At 64.4% G+C, this 15769-nt stretch carries 15 protein-coding genes; 6 read left to right on the top strand and 9 right to left on the bottom strand.

Annotated elements, in window-relative coordinates:
- On the bottom strand, window positions 1-476 hold a 476-nt coding region (locus BLW48_RS29695; protein WP_256331000.1), incomplete at its 3' end, for a 3-hydroxyacyl-CoA dehydrogenase NAD-binding domain-containing protein.
- 307 nt (window positions 477-783) lie between these two features.
- Entirely contained in the window at window positions 784-1578 is a 795-nt protein-coding gene (locus tag BLW48_RS29690; RefSeq protein WP_218137539.1) for an IclR family transcriptional regulator, read from the bottom strand.
- Between the two features lie 248 nt (window positions 1579-1826).
- Between BLW48_RS29690 and BLW48_RS29685 the strand changes: the two genes are divergently transcribed.
- Both BLW48_RS29685 and BLW48_RS29680 read left to right on the top strand, forming a co-directional pair.
- Window positions 1827-3257 (top strand): MmgE/PrpD family protein, encoded by a 1431-nt coding sequence (locus BLW48_RS29685; RefSeq protein ID WP_093179152.1) that lies wholly within the window; start codon window positions 1827-1829, stop codon window positions 3255-3257.
- Between the two features lie 61 nt (window positions 3258-3318).
- Complete coding sequence (locus BLW48_RS29680; RefSeq protein ID WP_093179150.1) at window positions 3319-4311, top strand: Bug family tripartite tricarboxylate transporter substrate binding protein; 993 nt, start codon at window positions 3319-3321, stop codon at window positions 4309-4311.
- A gap of 33 nt (window positions 4312-4344) precedes the next feature.
- Here BLW48_RS29680 and BLW48_RS29675 read toward each other — a convergent pair whose 3' ends face one another.
- The 7 genes from BLW48_RS29675 to BLW48_RS29645 all read right to left on the bottom strand — a co-directional run bounded on the left by BLW48_RS29675 (window position 4345) and on the right by BLW48_RS29645 (window position 11330).
- Window positions 4345-4917: a glutathione S-transferase N-terminal domain-containing protein gene (locus BLW48_RS29675; RefSeq protein WP_218137538.1), complete on the bottom strand. Its 573-nt coding sequence runs from the start codon at window positions 4915-4917 to the stop codon at window positions 4345-4347.
- Between the two features lie 70 nt (window positions 4918-4987).
- Complete coding sequence (locus tag BLW48_RS29670) at window positions 4988-5716, bottom strand: SDR family NAD(P)-dependent oxidoreductase (protein ID WP_093179147.1); 729 nt, start codon at window positions 5714-5716, stop codon at window positions 4988-4990.
- An 11-nt stretch (window positions 5717-5727) separates the two neighbouring features.
- Window positions 5728-6699, bottom strand: coding sequence for a Bug family tripartite tricarboxylate transporter substrate binding protein (locus tag BLW48_RS29665; RefSeq protein ID WP_093179146.1), 972 nt, complete (start codon window positions 6697-6699; stop codon window positions 5728-5730).
- Window positions 6700-6836: 137 nt separating this feature from the next.
- Complete coding sequence (locus tag BLW48_RS29660) at window positions 6837-8045, bottom strand: CaiB/BaiF CoA transferase family protein (protein ID WP_093179144.1); 1209 nt, start codon at window positions 8043-8045, stop codon at window positions 6837-6839.
- A 17-nt stretch (window positions 8046-8062) separates the two neighbouring features.
- On the bottom strand, window positions 8063-8938 hold the full coding sequence (locus tag BLW48_RS29655; RefSeq protein WP_093179143.1) for an HpcH/HpaI aldolase/citrate lyase family protein: 876 nt from the start codon (window positions 8936-8938) through the stop codon (window positions 8063-8065).
- A 47-nt stretch (window positions 8939-8985) separates the two neighbouring features.
- Window positions 8986-10152, bottom strand: a complete 1167-nt coding sequence (locus BLW48_RS29650; protein ID WP_093179141.1) for an iron-containing alcohol dehydrogenase family protein — start codon at window positions 10150-10152, stop codon at window positions 8986-8988.
- Window positions 10152-11330, bottom strand: coding sequence for an acyl-CoA dehydrogenase family protein (locus BLW48_RS29645; RefSeq protein ID WP_093179140.1), 1179 nt, complete (start codon window positions 11328-11330; stop codon window positions 10152-10154). The genes BLW48_RS29650 and BLW48_RS29645 overlap by 1 nt, the downstream gene beginning before the upstream one ends.
- Before the next feature lie 170 nt (window positions 11331-11500).
- Here BLW48_RS29645 and BLW48_RS29640 point away from each other — a divergent pair, with 170 nt between their 5' ends.
- From BLW48_RS29640 to BLW48_RS29625, 4 genes are all read left to right on the top strand, one after another.
- Entirely contained in the window at window positions 11501-12490 is a 990-nt protein-coding gene (locus BLW48_RS29640) for a LysR family transcriptional regulator (RefSeq protein ID WP_256330999.1), read from the top strand.
- A gap of 194 nt (window positions 12491-12684) precedes the next feature.
- Window positions 12685-13644, top strand: coding sequence for a Bug family tripartite tricarboxylate transporter substrate binding protein (locus BLW48_RS29635; RefSeq protein WP_093179137.1), 960 nt, complete (start codon window positions 12685-12687; stop codon window positions 13642-13644).
- Between the two features lie 27 nt (window positions 13645-13671).
- Window positions 13672-14922, top strand: a complete 1251-nt coding sequence (locus BLW48_RS29630) for an acetyl-CoA hydrolase/transferase family protein (RefSeq protein WP_093179135.1) — start codon at window positions 13672-13674, stop codon at window positions 14920-14922.
- A gap of 15 nt (window positions 14923-14937) precedes the next feature.
- The gene (locus tag BLW48_RS29625; RefSeq protein ID WP_093179134.1) at window positions 14938-15726 is read left to right on the top strand and encodes an enoyl-CoA hydratase/isomerase family protein; all 789 of its coding nucleotides are present in this window, start codon (window positions 14938-14940) and stop codon (window positions 15724-15726) included.
- Window positions 15727-15769 lie beyond the last annotated feature (43 nt).

Genomic DNA, 15769 nt, shown 5'->3' with positions numbered 1-15769 from the left:
GTGAGGTAGCCGCGGATCAGCTCCACCAGCGCCATCATCGGCACCGGGTTGAAGAAGTGCATGCCGATGAAGCGGTCGGGGCGCGAGGTGGCGGCTGCCAGCTGCGTGATCGAGATCGACGAGGTGTTCGACGCGATGATCACTTCGGGCGCCAGCATGTCGTCGACCTGCTTGAGGATCTTGAGCTTGAGCGCGTGGTTCTCGGTGGCCGCCTCGATCACCAGTTGGGCGCTCTTCAGGTCCTCGTAGTTCGTCGAGCCCTGGATGAGCGCCAGTGCGGCTGTCTTCTGCTCGGCGGTGAGCTTTTCTTTCTTGATGAGGCGGTCGAGGCTGCCCGACACCGTGGCCAGGCCCTTGTCGACCGCCGCCTGGGCGATGTCGACCATCACCACATTCACGCCGGCCACAGCGCAGGCCTGCGCGATGCCGTTGCCCATCGTTCCGGCACCGATGATGCCGACCGTTCTTATCGTCATATGTCAGTTCCTGTCACAGACACACGCTGCACTCACCCAGAGGGCAACAGCGTTTGAAAGGAGAAATTTCGGCCGCCGGGGCTTACCGGCATGCGCTGATGTCCGGCGCGTCAGTCTGCTCATGGTCCGGTCTTCCAAGATCCACGACCGAGGGTCGGTACCCGGAGACAAATGCGCCGCGCGCAAAAGCCGCTATCTCTGATCTTGACTCAGTGTAGGAAGTGCCGGCCGCAGGCGTCCATGGCAATTTTCGAGAACTCGCGTCCCCGTTTTGCGAACGTTGGGCGCCCAGTCGATCTGCGCAGTATCAGATGGCTTCGCGGGGTAGCGTCGAGGCGCTGGTCCACCCGTCGACATGCTTGAGGAGCAGCTTCGAAAGCTTGGCCAGGCGCGGCCTTACATCGGCAGCAGGACCAACCAGCGTCACAGAAGCGACCACATCTCCCGTTCGGCCACGCACCGCAGTCGCGAGCCCCATCCGCATGCTGGTCGGGTTCGCATTGGTGGCGATGCGCGTTTTTGCGATCCCGCCCATCTCACCGAGGAAGACGTCCACCAGATTGGCCTCTTCGCGAGAACGCCTGCGCAAGTACGACTCGCGCTCGAATGGCGATCTGGCAGCCAACAGCGCCTTGCCACCCGCGGTGGAAAGCAAGGTTCGGCGAATGTTCGAGCGCGCTTCAAAGCCGGCCGCCTGATCGCTTCCCGCCTCGGCGATGTAGATCAGGTGGTCACCAGCCTGTACGCCCAGAAACACAGCTAACTTTGTCTCCGCATGCAACGCCGCCAAGTCTTCGTGCGTCACCGACCCGGCACGGATATGGCCGCTCGCAAGCGTGAGCCCATAGACGGCAGGCCCCAGGTAGAAGCGATGCTGATCCTCGTAGAGCCAACCCTTGGCCAGCAGCCCTCGGATAAACCCGTGCACGGAGCTCTTGGCAGCCCCCAGCGCTCGCACCAGTTCGGCAAACGTCATGCCCGGGTGATAGACCACCTCTTCCAGGATCTGCGTGACGCGGTCCACGGTGCGGTGGTTCTGCGGATCCGACGCCTTCTCCCGCAAGGGCTGCTCCATCTGGTGATTGCTTTCCTTTGGCTTCATCGTTGCGCCAGCTGTTGGACTCGCGCCAGTTTAAGGGAGGTGTGCAGCTCCCGATTCCGCTAGACAACATGCCCAGAAGTGCACACCGCCCAGGAAAGGGAACCACCGGTGAATCGCGCGCCCCGTTTCCAGATCGAACACCGTCTTCGAAAAACAAGCAGACAGCGTCCCGAAAAAAAGCATGGCACCACAGCCGCCCGGTTTCCTAGACTGATCCCACTTTCCGAAACCGGCACCAGGACCTCACCATGACGGCAGCCTCCGACACCAAGATAAACACACGCCCCGCACACCCCGATCTGGCCATCGATCTGGCGCGCTTTGCCTCCAGCCTGGATACTGCACGGCTCGACGATGCCGTGGTCCAGGCGGTCAAGACCAACATCCTCGATACCCTGTCCTGCGCTCTGGCCGGGTCCTCGGCCAAGGCCATCGGCGAGGTTTCCGGCCTGGTCCGGGAATGGTCAGGCACACCGCAAGCAGACATGTTCGTCTTCGGCGGCAAGTTCCCAGCGCACCACGCAGCATGGGTCAATGGCGGCATGTCACACGCGCGCGACTACGACGACACGCACGATGGTGCAATCCTGCATGCGGGGGTCAGTACCGTGCCAGCGGCCATTGCGGCTGGCCAGCTGCGCGGAGGCCTTTCCGGCGAGGATCTGATCGCGGCTGTCGCGGCCGGCCTGGAGGTCACCTGTCGCCTGGGCGTTGGCGTAACCGTCGACATTGTCGAAAGCGGCTTCATCTACACCTCGCTGCTGGGCTACTTCGGGGCCACGGCCGCTGCTGGCCGCGCGCTGGGCCTGAACGAGGAGCAGATGCTCAACGCTTTCGGCATTGTGTACAGCTCGGTGGCGGGCAATCACCAGGTCACGCGCGATGCCTCGCTGATGAAACGGTTGCAGCCCGGCCTGGCCGCACAGGCCGCAGTGGTGGCCGTGCAGCTTGCCCAGCGCGGCATCCGCGGCGCGCAAGGCGTGTTCGATGGGGCAGATGGTTTTATCCGCGTCTACCTGCAGGGACGCGTCGACCGGGAGGTCGTACGCAAGGAACTGGGCAGCCGCTTCGAATTTCTGAACCTGAGCTACAAGCCCTATCCCTGCTGCCGTGACACGCACGCCGCCATCGATGCGGCATTGCAACTGGCAAAGGAGACCGGCCGCCCCGCCGACGAGATCGAGAGCATTCGCGTCGGCGTGACGGCACCGGGATATCAAATGGTCTGCGTGCCAGAACATGTGCGATTGGCCCCTCGGACCATCGTCGAGGCACAGTTCAGCATTCCGTATGCGGTGGCGGCCGCGTGGATCGACGGCCAGATCGGTATTCGCCATTTCTCCGACGAAGGCCTCAAGCGCAGCGACATCCTGGCACTGACCGCGCGCGTGCAGCCCTACGTGGACGAGGACATCGAGCGCGACTGGAGCCGCTTCGTCACGCCCGCGCGGGTCATCGTGAAGTTCTGCGACGGCCAGACCGCAGAGACACGCGTGGACTACCCGAAAGGCCACCCGAACAACGCGATGACGAAAGCGGAATTCGCCGCCAAGTCCGCGGACTGCGCGACCTTTGCAGCCCGCCCCCTGCCCGACGACACGTCGAGCCGCCTGGCGGCTGCTGTGGACCGACTCGAAACCATCCAGGACATCGCCGAACTCGTGAGCCTGATGTCCTGACTCACCGGGGCCACGCCCCTGCCAGCAACGCCGGCGCAGACCGGCCCTCGGAGACACTGCAATGCTCGACTCACCCGCTGCCTACGCGCTCACGCGGCGCCACGCTCTTGCGCTCGGCGCTTGCGCGCTTCTGCCATCCTGGAGCCGCGCGCAAACACCCTGGCCTCAACGGCCGATCAAGTTGATCGTGCCCTTTGCAGCGGGCGGCAGCAACGACAGCCTCGCTCGGCTGCTGGGCATCAAACTGGGAGAGCGGCTGGGCCAGCCTGTCATCGTCGAGAACAAGGGCGGCGCCGGAGGCACGATCGGTACGGAATTCGTCGCCAAGGCGGCGCCCGATGGCTACACGCTGCTGCTGGCGTCCACCTCGATCACGACCAACGCGGCAGCCGGCAAGAAGCTGCCCTACGACCCAGTGAAGGATCTGCAGCCGATCGGCCTGATCGCTCAGAGTCCCCTGGTGATCGTCGTGTCCAACAGCCTCAAGGCCAACTCGCTGCGCGAACTCATCGCCCTGGCGCGCGCGAAGCCGGGCGGCATCAGCTACGGATCGGCCGGCACGGGCGGGACCAATCACCTGGGCACCGAACTGTTCGCCTCGGCCGCCAAAGTCCAGCTCATGCATGTGCCTTACAAGGGGATCTCGCTCGCCTTCAACGACCTGATGGGAGGCAACCTGCAGATGCTGGTCCCCAGCGTGCCTTCGGCCATCGGTCAGATCCAAGGCGGGAAGATACGTGCTCTGGCAGTCACCGGACCGCAGCGCTCGCCCCTGGCGCCCGACATCCCGACGGCTTCGGAAGCCGGTCTGCCGGGCTTCCGCCTGGAGGTCTGGTTCGGATTGCTCGGTCCCGCGGACATGCCGGCCAGCGTCGTCAAGCGACTGAACGAGGAGCTTCATGCCGTGCTCGCGACGGCCGAGGTCAGGGAAGTCCTCGCACGCGAAAGCTCCACCCCCCGCCCGAGCACGCCCGAAGAGTTGGGCGCGCTGATTCGCACAGACCTCGCGCGCTGGACTCAGCTCATCAAGGAGCGCGGCATCCAGGTGGACTGATCCCTGCGGAGGACGGGAAGTCGGACGCCGCCTTCAGGCGTCTGGCGGACGCGTCCGATCGAATGCCGGTTCGTTCCTGGCGAAAGAAGCCAGCCAATGCACGAGTCCCGGACAGGCTTCGCGCCACGCAACGGGCTGGCGACGGTCCAGGAATCCCAGTGCGCATGCCAAACCGATCGACACCGCATCGGTGCGCCGCGGATCGGGAGGGGCTGCCTCGAACATGGCCAGCGCACGTCCGATCTTGCTGCGCTGATGTTCCAGCCATGTCTTCGATCGCATGGCCGCGTCATGGTATCGCTCTTCGTAGATCACCAGGGCGCCAGCGTCGATGATGCCGTCGGCCAGCCGCGTGCGCGTGAGCATGTCGATGCGTTGAGGCCCATCGAGCGGCAGCAGCCGGTCCGTCCCTGCGACCAGTTGCAGGAACTCGAGGATCACGCTGCTGTCGTAGACGGCTGTGCCATCCGCACGCAACAGGCAGGGGTACTTGCCCAAAGGGTTCTGCTGGGGCAGAGGGTCGTTCGGGTCGGCCGCGTCGATCGGAAGCAGCGTGACGCGATCGACCAGCCCCAGAACGTCGACCACCATGCGCACCTTGCGCACGAAGGGCGAGGTCCATGAAGAGCGAAGAACAAAGGTTTCAGCGGAAAGGGACATGAGGACGCACCCGCTTTCAGTGGAAGGAGCGCCCACCGTCCACGGCCAGCGCAGCACCCGTGATGTAGGACGACTCGACGCTGGTCAGGAACAGGATGGCTCGCGCGATTTCCTCGGGCTGTGCAAGCCGCCCGAGCGCGTAGTTGCCCACGTTGCCCTGGACGCCCTCGGCCATCGGCGTATCCACCAGCCCGGGACACACGGTGTTGGCGCGAATGGACGGAGCGAGTTCGGCCGCCAATGCGCGCGTGAGATTCAGGACGCCGCCTTTCGAGGCCGAATAGGCCGTGCGATCGGGGGAGTTCGGCAACAGCGACTGGCCGGAGCCAAGGTTCACGATGGTGGCATGCGCCGCCTGCTTCAACCACGGCAGGCAGCAGCGCACGACGATGTAGCTGCCCGTGAGGTTGATCTCCAGCACGCGCCGCCACTGCACAACGTCGACCCCCAGCACCGAGCCCCGCAGCATCACGCCGGCGGCATTGACCACGCCATCGATGCCGCCCATCGCAGTTGCGCCTCGCTCGACCGATTGCGCAACTGCGCCCTCATCGGTCACATCGGCCTCGAACACATGGGCATGAGTCTCCCGTGCGATGCCCTGCAGGCCGTGCGCGTTCCGGTCGAGCAACGTCAGGGCCGCACCTTCGGCGGCAAACAGCCGTGCCGTGGCCTGCCCGATGCCGGAGGCGGCCCCCGTGATCACGATGCGGCGGTCGTGGAGGCGTTTGTTCGTTTCTTGCATGGTGGGTGCGCCTATTTCTTCGGGATGCCGGCTTGCTTCACCAGCCGGCCCCATCGGTCGATTTCCGAGTGCACGAAATTGCGCAACTCGCCTGGGTTCATGACCATTGGCGTCATGGCCATCTTCTGCACGGCCTCCTTTGTCTCTTGTTTCGAGAGACTCTTTCCGACCTCCTTGCTCAGCCTGTCGATGATGGCCGGGTCGGTCTTGGCGGGTGCGAACAGCGCCGCCCAGGTCACGACCTGCATGTCCTTGTAACCGGCCTCCGCCATCGTCGGCGCCTTGGGAAGCAGGGGATGGCGCACGCTGCCTGTCACGGCCAGGACCTTCAACTGTCCGCTGTTGACGAAGCCCATCGATGAATAGGGATCGCCGAGCAACGCATCGATCTGACCGCCAACGAGATCCGTCAGGGCCTGTGGCGTCCCGCGATATGGCACCAGCGTGATCTCAATTCCGGCGGCGGATTGCATCAACGAGGCGGCCACCTGACCGGACGTATTTCCGCTGCCGAAGCTCAGTGGCTTGCTGCCGGACCGCTGCTTGGCCACCTGCACGAAGGTCGCCATGTCGTCGGCCGGAAAATCTTTGCGCACCAACAGCGTCAGTGGGATGCTGATCAGCCCGGCCACCGGCTCGAAGTCCTTCTCGGGATCGAAGGCCAGATGGGAATAGAGCGTCTTGTTGACCGCATGCGCGGAATTTGTGCTCATGAGCAACGTATAGCCATCGGGGGCCGCGCGCTTCACATTCATCGCGGCGATGTTTCCGTCAGCGCCGGCCTGGTTCTCGATGATGACCGGCTGGCCCAAACCCTTGCGGAGGTCTTCCGCGATGACGCGCGCGGTCCCATCCGTTGCGCTGCCGGCCGGAAACGGCAGGATCAGCTTGATCGGCCGGTCCGGATAGACCTGTGCCGAGGCGCCAGGCAATGCCGAGGCGAACGCCAAACTGGCGAGAAACGAACGCAGAATTGGATACATGGCTTTGTCTCATTTGTTCATATATATGAACTTACTTTCTTTTATACGAACTACTTTATGAGAGAGGCGGAGAAAATGTCAAGCCTCGCACCAATTGCGAGCTGTGCCATCGCGCACTCACAAGAAAGAGCCGACGCTCAGGAAATGACGCCCTCGCTTCGCAGCGCCGCAAGCTCCTGTGTCGAACGGCCGAGCCAGGTGCCGTAGACAGTCTCGTTGCACGCCCCCATCGGCAGGCTCGGCTCGATCGGGCGGCGCTGCGTTCCCTCGAACACCAGCGGCGAGTGCATCAGCACCACGCGGCCAAGCTCCGGGTGCTCGATCCATTGCAGGTTGCCGCGCGCGTGCATGTTCTCGTCGACCATCACCTCGGGCAGGCTGCGAACGGGCGCGCAGGGCACCTTGGCTGCCAGCATTCGCCGCGCCACGTCGTCGCGCAGCTGTTGTCGGGTCCATTGCTCGATCAGTTCGTCCACCGCTTCGCAGTTCTGCACCCGCGCCGTGCGCGTTGAAAAACGAGGGTCGTCCTTCAGGTCGCTGCGGTCCATCACTTCGAGGATGGCCCGGAAATGATGGTCGGCCGGCGCGTTCAACACCACGTGACCATCGACCGTGGCGTAGACGTTGTAGGGCGATACCCCCAGCCCGCCGTGCCGGTTGCCCGTGCGGGCGGGCGCCTGTGCCCCGCGCGCATGCAGCATGCCGAGGTTGGACGCCAGAGAGGCATAGGTCGCGTCCTGCATGGACACCTCGACCACTCGGCCCTCGCCCGTGCCCTCCCGCTCGTACAGTGCCGTCATGATGGCCGCATACAGGTGGATGCCCGCCATGAAGTCGCACAGCGCAGCACCCGATTTCACGCCAGGCTGATCCGGGTGGCCCGTGGAATCGATCACTCCGCACATGGCCTGCATCACAAGGTCCATGGCCGGGTAGTCACGATACGGTCCTTCCCTGCCGTACCCCGAGCTGGAGCCATAGATGAGCCGAGGGTTGATCTTGTGCAGCTCTGTCGCACCAAGGCCCAGGCGATCCATCACGCCCGGTGCGAAGTTCTCTACGAGGATGTCTGCGCGCTGCACCATTTCCCTGAGCAGCTGCTTGCCCTTCTCGGACTTCAGATTCAAGGTCACGGGTTGCTTGTTCGAGTTGAGCATCGCAAATGGCAGTGCGACACCGCCGAGGTCGCCCCGGCTGCGCAGGTTCTCGCCCGTCAGGGGCTCCACCTTGATGACGTCGGCACCGGCCATGGCCATCAGGAAGGTGGCGTAGGGCCCGTTGTAGATGTGCGAGAGGTCGATGACGGTGATGCCCGACAAGGGGTAGCGCGTCGTGAGGTCAGACATGGAAGGCTCCGGAAGAATCAGTGGGAGGGTTGGACACCCGCTCGTGCGAGTAGTCGCTGGGCGGAACGCAAGTGGGGGCGGTCGAGCATCCGGCCGTCCAGGACCAGCGCGCCGGCCGCCGGCCGTGCTTCGAACGCTTCGACGACGCGCCTGGCCTGCGCGATCTCGGCTTCCGATGGCATGAAGGCCGCGTGAATGGATGCGATCTGATCGGGATGAACGGCCACCTTGCCCGAGAAGCCATCTCGTTGCGCTTCGTCCGCTTCGATTCGCAAGCCTGCGGGATCGCGAAAGTCCGTGTAGACCGCATCGAAGGCTGGCACCTGCGCCGCCGTGGCACCGAGCAGCGTGAGCGCACGCGCCATCTGGTAAGGCGCGGTGTAGCGTCCCGATGCATCGCGATTCACATTGGCGCCGATATCGGCCGCCAGGTCCTCCCCTCCCCAGAACAACCCACACAGGCGAGGTTCGGGCTGCTGTGCGTAGCTTCCCAGATGGAACAGGCTGGCTGCGGTCTCGGTCACGATCGGCAGAATCCGGATCGCGCCGACGTCCACCCCGGCGCGTGCTTCGCGCTCGCCCAAGAGCACGCTCAGCCGCACGAGCTCCTGGGCGCTCTCGCACTTCGGCAACATCACCCCGTAAGGTTTGGCGCGAACTACCGCGTCGAGATCGGCTTCGGCCAGGCCTGTCGACAGCGCGTTGATGCGCACGAACAGCCGCATGCGCTCGCAGTACCGTGCGACGAAGTCGCCGCAGAGCGCCCGTGCCCGTTCTTTCTCGGGCGCCGGCACGGCATCCTCCAGATCCAAGATCAAGGCATCGGCCTCGCTGGCAAGTCCCTTGTCGCACTTGCGTGCGTCATGGGCAGGGACGAAAAGAAGAGAACGCATACCGGGGGCCTTCCTGTGAATATCTTTCTGCAGCAACGGCGCGCGGGCTACCAGGCATTGGTCAGCACGGAAAGCAGCTCGCTGGCGTCACGCACGGGACGCGGGTTGCCTTGGACGAACCAGTCGTCCATCGATATCTCAGCCAGTTCGGGCAGCGATGCGCGCGTGACACCGATGTCGCGCAGACGTCGGGGCGCACACAGCTGCTCAAGGAGCTGATCGAGGGCCTGAATCACCGCATCCGCGGGATCCGCTTCGCGCACCGGCCGGCCGAGCGCAGCGGCCAGCTTTGCGAGGCCGGAGATGGCCGCCTGCGCGTTGAAGCGGACGACATGGGGCAGCAAGATGGCATTGGCAAAGCCGTTGTCAACATGAAAACGGGCGCTGACGGCATGGCCGAGCGGGATCGCGATGCCAGCACCGGTGTAGTCCGTGGCATGGCCGCACATCAGCGAAGCAAACATGAGATCGGAACGCGCCGCCGCCTCATCGCTCGTCCCCATGCCCGCGAGCCCCTGTGCGATCAGCCGCGTGGCGTGCATCAGAAGTCCGTCGGAGAACGGATCACCCGCGAGGGACATGAGTCCTTCGAGCGCCATGGCCAGCGTGTTCAGCGCTGCACTGATGACCAAGGTGCCCGGCGGTGTCTTGAGCAGATCGGGGTGAACGAACACCGCCTGCGCCCGCGTCTTGGGATCGAACAATGCGAGGCGCTTACCGTCCACTGGATCGAGGACGGCGCTGCCCGCTTTCAGGGTCGCGGTCGTAGGCGTCGTCGGCACGACCAGTTGCGCCAGCTTGGGGGCCTGCAGCCGTGGGCTGAACAGCGCGCCATCGCCATTGCGCACCGTGCACAGATCCCTCGCATCGCCCGGCTCCGCCAGCAGAATGCTCGCGGCGCGTGCCGTGACCACGGCAGAGCCCCCCCCCACCGCTACCACGGCATCCGCGCGCAGGCGCTTCAATTCCTGCACCGCAACCTCCACATCATCCAGCGGGCTGTGCGCCTTCACGCCTGCGAACACGCCGGCGCAGCGATCGCCCATGGCCCGGCGAACCGTGTCGAGCGCGGCACCCTCGCGCACCAGCGAGGCGCCGCAGAAAACCACGGCACGCAGGCTGCCCACTCGCGCCAGTTCGCCATGCAGCGCGGCCAGACTGTCCGCCCCGTCGAACAGCCGTAGCGCAGGAACGAAGTGCTGGCCGCGCCGCATCAGAAGGTTCCCTGCGACAGGAATCCATCAACCGGATCGAAGTCCTCGACCAGCTTCTTGCCGACCAGGTCCTTCAGGGCCTCGGTGGCACCACCGCCCAGCGTGCCATAGCGCACACCGCGGTAGATGCGAGAGATCGGGTAGTCGTTCGTGAAGCCATAGCCCCCATGCACCTGCAGCGCCTCGCTGGCCACGCGGATCGCCATCTCGTTGACGAACATCTTGGCAATCGCGGCCTCGTGCGGATTGGGGAAAGGATCGGCCGTCAGCGCCGCGCGATACAGCAGGCTGCGGCCCGCCTCTATGTCCCTGTACATATCGGCCAGCTTCCACTGGATGCCCTGGAACTCGGACACGTGCTGACCACGAATGGTGCGCTCGCGCACGTAGCTGATCGCCTCCTCGAAGGCCGCTTCGGCCATGCCCAGCGAGATACTGGGATTCAGGCAGCGCTGGGTGTTGAAAGCGGTCAGGAGTCTCTTGAACCCTCCTTCGCGCAGCAGCACGTTCTCCAGCGGGACCTCCACGTCGTGGAACTGGATCTCCGCAAGGTACTCTCCACCCATCGTGTGATAGCGCGCCGTCACCTCGAAGCCGGGGGAATCGCGGTTAAGCAGCACGCAGCCGATCCCCTCGCGCCCGGGTATCCCGTTGATGCGCGTGAACACCACGAACCACTGCGCCTCGTTGGCCTTGCTGATCAGGGTCTTGACGCCGTTGACCACCGCACGATCGCCCTTGATCACGGTATTGGTCTTGTAGTTCGGTACGTCCGTTCCGGCGTGCGGCTCGGTCATACACACGGCCAGTGCGATCTCACCGGACGCTACCTTCGGCAGGATGACGCGCTTCATGGCCTCGGGCGCATACGTGGAGATCACGCGGGTCTGGACACCCAGGCTGCTCATCACCCCCATCGCAGTGGGATAGCAATTCTTGGCGACCTCTTCAAGCACAAGGGCTGTATCGAAAACGGGCAGATTGGAGCCACCGTACTCTTGCGGAATCGACATGCCCAGCACACCAATGGCGGCCAGTGCCTTCAGATTCTCCGCGGGGTAGGTTCCGTCCAGGTACTTGATCGAATTGCCTTTGAAATTCTTGTCCTTGCACAGGTTTCGCACGGCACCGATCAGGGCACGCTGGTCCTCTGTGAGAAGCAGTCTCTGGTTGTTCATGTGGGGTCTCCTCTGGTGGTGGACGCGATGTTGAAGCGGCCTGAATGGATGCCGGCCTGAGCTGTGCGACTCGGCAGCTTCGAGTGCGATGCAGTGTAGAAATCGACGCCTCGCGATGTCCATGGCGATTCCTTGAACCATGTGTGCTCGAAATCCGAACCATCCGGTGAGTGCCCCACAATTGGCCACGTCGCCTCGCGCATTGCCTCACGCAAACGCTTGGCGTCTACTACCGTTGGAGACACATCGTGATGATTGACCTTGTTCAACTTCGCACCTTCGTTGCAGTTGCCGAAGAGCAGCATCTGACGCGGGCAGCGGAACGCCTGCACATCAGCCTCTCCGCCGCCAGTGCGCATGTACGCGCGGTGGAATCCACGTTGGACACACAGCTGTTCGTGCGCGCCAGCCGCCGGCTGGAGCTGACCCGCGCCGGTCAGTTGTTGCTCGAGAGGGCAAGGTCGGTTCTGAACGAAGCCACGCTGTTCTCGTCGTTCGCACGCGAACTGTGCGGCAAGATCGAAGGTCGCCTGGTCGTGGCGTCCAGCAGCGACCCTTCGTACAGCCGCATCGGTGAAATCATTCAGTCATTGCGTGTGCGACACCCGCTGGTGACAACGGACCTGCGTGCGCGTCCCTCGTCAGGCGCGCACGAAGGTCTCAAGACGGGCGAACTGGACATTGCGCTGCTTCTCGGTCGCCCTGCCGACAGCAGCTTCAACTACTATGAGCTCAGGACCATCATCTTCCGCGTTGCCGGCCCCGCCGCCTGGAAGGATGAAATCGAAAACGCCACCTGGGCCCGACTTGCTGGCCTGCCCTGGGTGACACCGACCGACAGCAGCATGGCCTACACGGTGATCCTGAAAGAGCTGTTCACCGACCGGGGGCTGACGCTCAATTCGGTTGCGAGCTTCGACAATGCCACGCTGGGCCGCGCGATGCTGGAAGCCGGCGTGGGCCTGTGTCTCGTTCGCGAAGACTACGCCCTCGAAGCCGAGCGACACGGCGACATCGCGCTCTCTCCTCTGGTCAAGGTCGCATATCCAAGCTACATCGCCCACCTGGCAAGCCGACGCGATGACCCGCTGATCCGCGCATTCCTGGACGCGGCATCGGACATCTGGCCAGACCTGCGCCAGGCCAAGCCATTGGCCTAGTGTGGCGACAGGCTGGCGCTTCCTGGAGCATCCGGCAGAACCGTCGACAGGTGCCGGCCGCTTCACAAAATCCGCAGCAAGCGTCCCGGAAATGAGCATGGACATGGTGCAAGGTCGATTTCTAAACTTGTTCGCATAACAAGGAATCGTGGGCCTCGCCGCGTTCCACGGCACCAAGGACCGGAGACATCGCAATGAAACGACGTGACGCCCTCAAGCTTTTCGGATTGACTCTGGCGTCTTCCGGAACTCACGCGCAGCCAGCGGGGGGGCGGTCCATCCGCATCCTCGTGCCGCTGGGACCGGGAACGCCGAGCGATTCGGTCACCCGTATCCTGACGCCCGGCATGGGCTCTTTCCTGGGACAAACGGCCATCGTGGACAACAAGCCCGGTGCCAACGGAGCAATCGCAATGCAGGAGCTCATTCGCTCCAACCCCGATGGGTCGACACTGCTGATGGGCTCCATATCGCCGCTGGCCATCAACGTGGCGCTGGTCAAGAACCTGCCTTACGACCCGCGGCGCGATCTGAGCTGCATCGGCGGCACCTACATCGGCAGCCAGGCCTGGGTCGTCAAGAGCAGCTTCCCGGCGCGCACGTTCGCCGAACTCATCGCGCACGCCAAGCAAAACCCCGCCAAGGTGCGGGCCGGCCACTATTCGTCGCTGACGCAGATCCAGTTCGCCACCTTCAACGGCAAGGTGCCCGGCGGCGAGCTGCTGCTGGTCCCGTACAAGTCGACGTCCACGACCTACACCGACTTCCTCGGTGACATCCTGGATCTGGTCATCATGGACCTGGCAACCGCCTTGACGCAAAGCAAGGGCGGCAAGATCCGGATACTGGGCGTCACGACCCCACGCCGCAGCCCCTTGGCCCCGGATTGGCCAGCGATCTCGGAGACCATTCCGGACTTCGACTTCTCGACCTGGTCGGCCCTCGTCGGCCCACCCGGCATGCAGCGCGAGACCGTCGAACGCATCAACGCGGCGTTGCGCCAGTCGCAGCGGCAGCCGGAAGCGATCAAGAAACTAGCGGAAGGCGGCGTCAGTCCGTGGGAAACAACGCCCGCCGAATTGAAGACGCGCATCGACACCGAGGTTGTCAAGTGGATTCGCCTGGCCCGCGAAGCCAACATCCAGCCCGCCTGACGCGCACGACAGCGAACACGCGACAGCATGCACACCATTTCATTGCAACAGTTGCGGTTCGCGGATCTGATCCGCGCCGACGAAGTGATCGCCTGGCCGCAAGGCCCCGGCGAACCCCTCGCGCTTACAGAGCTTCTGGTCACGCAAGGGCCGATGCTGCAACGCCCCACCTTGCTGTTCGGCCTCACTCAGTCGAACACCCTGCAGCCCGAACTCGGACGCGACTTCAAGTTCCGCGCGCTCAACGGGGCCGGCAACAGCCGCCGCGTCACCGCGATGGCGGAGATATTTCCAGCGCACCTGAGCGCGCTGCCCGGCCTGTTTCGAACGGGTGGACTGCAGGTAGACGTGTGCCTGGTGCAGGTCAGAGCCCTGCCGGACGGTGGATTCACGTTGGGGGTGATCTGCGACTTCACGCGCGCCATGATGCAGCGATCGCGCCTCGTCATCGCCCTGCTCAATCCCGCCTTGCCGTGCATGGGCGGGGAGGCCCGCGTTGAAAGCGCAGACATCGACGTGCTGGTCGATGGAGACGACAGAATCATCGACCTGCCCGACCCAGTGCCCACGAGCGTCGAGCGCAACGTTGCACGACACGTTGCCGAATTGATTCCCGACAGAGCCACCGTGCAGTTGGGCGTCGGCACCTTGCCCGTGGCCGTCGCCGAGGCCCTGCGTGATCATCAAGGGCTGGGTGTCCACAGCGGTGTCCTGTCCGATGCCATCATCGATCTGATGGAACGCGGCGTCGTGACGAACGCGCACAAGGGCATCGATGTCGGCAAGACCGTGACCGGTGGTCTGTTCGGCACCCAACGCCTGAGGACCTTCGCCGAGCGCTCAGGACTCTTCGACATGCGCAGTGCCGACTACACGCACCAGCCCGCGGTGATGGCCAGCCTGTCGACATTCCACTCCATCAACTCAGGCATCGAGGTCGACCTGAGCGGCCAGGTCAACGCGGAGGTGGCTGGCGGCCGCTACCTTGGCGCCGTTGGCGGATACCTGGACTTCATCCGCGGCGGCGTTGCTTCACCTGGCGGGTGCTCCATCATCGCGTTCCCATCGACCACGCCGAATGGCCGACATTCGCGCATCGTGGCCAGTCTCGGCGATCGTCCCGTCACAGCGCCGCGCAGCGATGTGCATCTGATCGTGACGGAATACGGCACAGCCAATCTGCTCGGCTGCTCGTTGCCCGAGCGCGCGCGCCGTCTCGTCCGCATTGCCCATCCGGCCCACCGGGAGGCGTTGGCGCGCGGCCTGAACCCGCTATGAAAGGAATACCCTGTGATGACCGATGGACCGGAGGTCGCCCTGGAGTCTTTGGGCGACGATATCTATCGCATCCGCCTGAGCCGACCCGAGCGATTGAATGCGCTCGGCGTGGGCACAGTGCAGGCACTGAGCGCGTGCGTGGCCGATGCGTCCGCACGCCATGCACGCGTGCTACTCGTGCAGGGTACGGGCCGGGCTTTCAGCGCGGGCGCTGACCTCAAGGAGCGCAGTGACATGGACTTGGCGGGCAAGCTGGCGCACAACGCGGGGATTCGTGCGGCGATCGATTCGCTGGGTGCTGCGCACTGTGTGACCGTCGCAGTGATCAACGGCCTCGCCCTTGGCGGCGGAACAGAGCTGGCATTGGCCTGCGACATGCGCATCGCCGCGGCGGGCGTTTCCCTGGGCCTGACGGAAAGCCGCATCGGTGCCTTTCCGGGCGCAGGCGGCACGCAGCGCCTGCCACGCTTGGTCGGCGTCAGCCGCGCGCTGAGGCTCATGTTGACGGGCGAGCCCGTGACCAGCGAATACGCCCAATCCATTGGGCTGGTCGACGACGTCGTTGCAGCCGATGCACTCGACGCCCATGTCGACAGCGTGGCCCGATTGCTGGCCAGCCGCTCGGCCACTGCGCTAGCCACCATCAAGCGGCTGGTCTATCAGGGGATCGAGCTACCGTTGGCTGCTGCGCTGCAGGTCGAGCGCGCTGCGCTGCCCGAAATCCTGAACTCCATCGACTATGCGGAAGGACTTGCCGCGTTCGCAGAGAAGCGGCAACCCAGGTTCACTGGCGTCGTACGGTAGACCGCGCTGTCGACTCGGCGCAGCGGCACCCGGACGGGCCGCA

It is taken from the genome of Variovorax sp. YR266 (genome assembly GCF_900107295.1).
In the GTDB taxonomy this organism is placed as follows: Bacteria; Pseudomonadota; Gammaproteobacteria; order Burkholderiales; family Burkholderiaceae_C; genus Variovorax.
Note: the sequence above shows the minus strand (reverse complement) of the source record. Positions and strands in the feature narration are given on the sequence as shown.